Annotated in this window: 5 protein-coding genes; 2 read left to right on the forward strand and 3 right to left on the reverse strand. The window is 54.4% G+C overall.

Features of this window, described 5'->3' with window-relative positions; all coding sequences use genetic code 11:
- Positions 1 to 69: 69 nt before the first annotated feature.
- Positions 70 to 744 (reverse strand): TetR/AcrR family transcriptional regulator, encoded by a 675-nt coding sequence (locus tag VMW13_06215; GenBank protein ID HUV44407.1) that lies wholly within the window; start codon positions 742 to 744, stop codon positions 70 to 72.
- A 168-nt stretch (positions 745 to 912) separates the two neighbouring features.
- On the opposite strand from VMW13_06215, the gene VMW13_06220 reads away from it, so the two are divergent.
- Together VMW13_06220 and VMW13_06225 are read left to right on the forward strand one after the other, a co-directional pair.
- Positions 913 to 1,368 carry a hypothetical protein gene (locus VMW13_06220; protein HUV44408.1) on the forward strand — a complete coding sequence of 152 codons (456 nt, stop codon included), beginning with the start codon at positions 913 to 915 and terminating at the stop codon, positions 1,366 to 1,368.
- A 553-nt stretch (positions 1,369 to 1,921) separates the two neighbouring features.
- Positions 1,922 to 2,338 (forward strand): DUF1330 domain-containing protein, encoded by a 417-nt coding sequence (locus tag VMW13_06225; GenBank protein ID HUV44409.1) that lies wholly within the window; start codon positions 1,922 to 1,924, stop codon positions 2,336 to 2,338.
- 372 nt (positions 2,339 to 2,710) lie between these two features.
- Here the strand turns inward: VMW13_06225 and VMW13_06230 are convergent, their stop codons facing one another.
- Both VMW13_06230 and VMW13_06235 read right to left on the reverse strand, forming a co-directional pair.
- Positions 2,711 to 2,956: a hypothetical protein gene (locus VMW13_06230; protein ID HUV44410.1), complete on the reverse strand. Its 246-nt coding sequence runs from the start codon at positions 2,954 to 2,956 to the stop codon at positions 2,711 to 2,713.
- Positions 2,934 to 3,501 (reverse strand): LamG-like jellyroll fold domain-containing protein (locus tag VMW13_06235; GenBank protein HUV44411.1); only part of this gene is annotated, 568 nt, incomplete at its 5' end. The genes VMW13_06235 and VMW13_06230, both read right to left, overlap by 23 nt.

A 3,501-nucleotide genomic window follows, 5' to 3' on the forward strand; every position in this document is an offset into this window, starting at 1 on the left:
CGTCACAATGAATATCGTTGGTATGATGAGAAGTATGCGCCTGACTAGGTAACCACGCATGGTATTCTCCTACCGGTTCGCGCTATCTTGCTTATGCCCGGCGTCATAGTCTGCTTCTACCCGTATTGACCTGAGTATCAATCTGGTGTGTATTCCGGCATACTCTTCCAGGGTGACGTACTGTTTCAGGAACCACCGCCTCATTCCCCAGTCGTGGATTTTCATGAGGATGTCGTGGGCTACCAGCAGAGGTGACTCCATCTGGAATTCTCCCGCCTCGATGCCGTCAATCAGCCGCTTTTCAAAGAAGTGCACCATAGCAACCTGGTCTTCCAGCAACGTGTGTCTGTCTTCACTAGAGAAATGGCTGATTTCCCGGTTAAAGAAGAGGTTGTAGTCCCGGCTACTCTCTGCCCACATGAAGCAGGTGTTTATACATGCTTCAAGGGCTTCAGTCGGGCTGACAGCATCAAGTTCATGAAAAAAGCCTTCGAGTCGTTCAATCCCACGTGCCCTTGCCGTGCATATCAGGTGGAGAATGTTATCTTTCGAGCCGATGTAACGATAGATGGACCCCTCGGATATGGCACATGCTCTGGCCAATTCCCGCATGGTCGTTCCGTGGTAGCCCTTTTTCAGGAACACATTGATAGCACATGCGACAATATGCTGCCGGCGTTCCGCTACCAGAGCTTCATTATCACTGTACGTACGGATGTCCGTTCCCAACTGAGTATCCTTCATTCCACTCTGGCCTGGCAGACTACCGGATGTGGTGTGAGTGAGTATTCATTTGGGCATGTTGCCGTATTATAATGACAGGGCTATTTATTGTCAATAGGTCGGGGCGGTACTGCTCGGTAGGTGTTGATACCATTTTGAAGCAGACAGAAGAGGGAGGCACTTGAGACTATGAACATGAAGATATGGCACATGAGGTTACTCGTAACCATCCTCACATGTGTCTGCATTGCTGCCATAAGCCTCGGGTCGAGAACGGGGCTTGAGGTCTGGAAGTACATAGCGGGGCTGGCTCTCGTAGGTGTTGTAGCAATTGCGCCCTGGAAAGTGGTTACTGGTTCACCTTTTGAACAGAAGATACAGGCCGGCCCCGACCCCGAGGCAAGAGAGGACAACACCCATGACTCCGATATCAATCTTCAGTATGTACGACAGAAACAGGATAACCAACCCTGCGATGACCAGGAAGAAACCATACTGTACCTTGTTCCTGCGTTTTCTCTTGCGTGCCATGTCTCGTCCTTATTGTGGCGACGTATGTGGTTTGGGAGGATTGTATCAACTTTCAAGAAGGGTATCAACAAAAACCGAGGAGAACCGTCGGGGCACCCGGTTGCAGGCTGGTAAGTGTGTGGGATGAGTAGCTTAGGAGTATAGGGGAATGAAGAGATTAAACAACATACTATTTCCCTATATACGAATATGCCTATTACCATTATTGTAAAATCTGTTGGAAAACCTTTGCTAGCGAACAAACCGCAAAGGAAAATGAGCATTCATTTTTAGAAGCCTTTGCCGATTACTATGGAGCAAGACCAGTTGCTAATGGTCAGTCAGCATGGCCACGCCCTGAACAAAAAGCCAGAAGGTGCAACCCGAGAATGGTTCCTTCTTGCCTTCACCGCCTCACGCCTAGCCGCCAGGCGTGATATTGGGCGGACCGTTTTCGCAGCTTCCCCGGGGAACCTACCACGCTTGACATCCTCAGTCACCAGTCATAGACTGTCAGCGCTGATTCAGCACAGGGGCGTCCAATGTGATATGCCCGAAGTGCCAGACTGAGAACGAAGGGTGCACGGCTCGGCGTCGAGTGTGTTGCAACCAGCGAGTCCTGACCCGTGGGCTCGCATCCAGCCTGGGCACGGGTGTGAGCAAGGAAGGTGACCCCAGGGAGGTCCTAATGAAGGTATCGAACGCCGTCACGCCATCGCCAGAGCAGATTCAAGCATTCCTCGCCAGCGACCTAAGCGGCCCGGTCTGCATGGTGAATCTCCTCGAGTTCAAGCCGATGGCGGAATACGAAGATGGGCGGGAGTCCAACCTACCCGGCAGGGAGGCTTACAGTCTGTACGGTGCGCAGATGCGCGAGTTCTGTGAGTCCAAGGGGTGCCGGTTCCTGTTTGCCGGCGCGGTGAGGCAGATGATTATCGGCTCCGTGGAAGAAGAATGGGACGCCGTCGCCATCGTCGAGTATCCGTCCAAAGAGGCCTTCGTGGAGATAGCCCTGTCGCCGGAGGTTCAGGAGATCAGCATACACCGATCGGCGGGACTGGCCGGACAATTACTGATCGCCACGACTGATGGTCGCATCAGCTAGGAGACGGCAACCGAGGATTCTCTACGACCACTGACGAAGACTCCGACGGTGATGGCGGGACGGTGACGGACGGATTCGGCCAGTTGATTGGGCGGAGCGCAGAGGCCTGGATATACGTCTCAGGCGAAGACCAGGTGCTGAAGCTGTTCCTCCCATCAATGCCGCAAGAACCGGTCGACTTGCAGGTACGCGGCCAGGGTCGCCCTGCGGCGCATCGAACGGCTGCCTGAGGCGATAGCTGACCTTCCGCCCGCCCACCAGAAGGGAGAAGCCGCCTGGTACAGGGCCACGTCCTGAAGCTGCGAGCCGGATTCGTTATTCCCTATCTTCTCGGTGTAATTGGCCGGACCCCGTTCCTGGACTCTCCGGGTATTACTCAAAGGGCTGCTGTATGAGCCGGTTGGTGACGGTTGAGCCCTGCTTCTCCATGATGGACTCGTCCACCTCGGTGGTGATCCTGTCCACGGACCTGACCCACCAGAGGTACCTGCCCTTCTGATCCCTGTATACATTATCGTCACGCGGCTTCATGCCACCAGGTGTTCCCGCTGATCTATAGGTCTTGTTTTCTATGGTTACTCCCCCGCAGGTGCGGCTACTGCTCAGCCATCTCGGCATTGTGCCTAGCCTCGCGGTCTTTTTTCTCGTCTTCGGCGGATGTGTATGGCTGATGTGTTACTTCGATACGCGATATCGTTCCCTCGAAGGGGAACGGAGCTTCGTAATCATCGGTCACGGGCGAAAGACTGTCCCGGCCGATACTCATCCCCGCAGAGTGAGTGCGGATTGTTGAAGGTACTTGAATAGCGCCGCATTCCTCACCATTTATGAGCAGGGTGATGGTCCCCTGGTTATCAGCCCAGGTGAATGCAGCGCCGAGTGTGCTCTTACCCACAGGCACCAGCTTGTCAGAACGAACTACGAAGTGTTTGGCCAGGGCGTTACTGTCGAATACGAGCCGTCCATCTTTGATATACCACGAAAAACCTGTGTTCTGGGTGCCGTGAGCTACGATTACCCCGTCTTGGTTCTTGTCAGCCCTTTCCACCTCGGCGGTCATGGTCCAGGAGCGAGCGCCGAAGGCGGGCGCGGCAGCCATGGGCACGCGGGTGATGGGCGGGTAGTACACATAATGGCCGTGCTGATGGGGTGTCCCAGGCCGA

This window comes from Dehalococcoidales bacterium, from assembly GCA_035529395.1.
In the GTDB taxonomy this organism is placed as follows: Bacteria; Chloroflexota; Dehalococcoidia; order Dehalococcoidales; family Fen-1064; genus DUES01.

What these genes read in the sequence shown, in the direction of transcription:
- VMW13_06215 (HUV44407.1), bottom strand. Translation starts at nt 744, where the DNA reads ATGAAGGATACTCAGTTGGGAACGGACATCCGTACGTACAGTGATAAT.
- VMW13_06220 (HUV44408.1), top strand. Translation starts at nt 913, where the DNA reads ATGAACATGAAGATATGGCACATGAGGTTACTCGTAACCATCCTCACA.
- VMW13_06225 (HUV44409.1), top strand. Translation starts at nt 1,922, where the DNA reads ATGAAGGTATCGAACGCCGTCACGCCATCGCCAGAGCAGATTCAAGCA.
- VMW13_06230 (HUV44410.1), bottom strand. Translation starts at nt 2,956, where the DNA reads ATGCCGAGATGGCTGAGCAGTAGCCGCACCTGCGGGGGAGTAACCATA.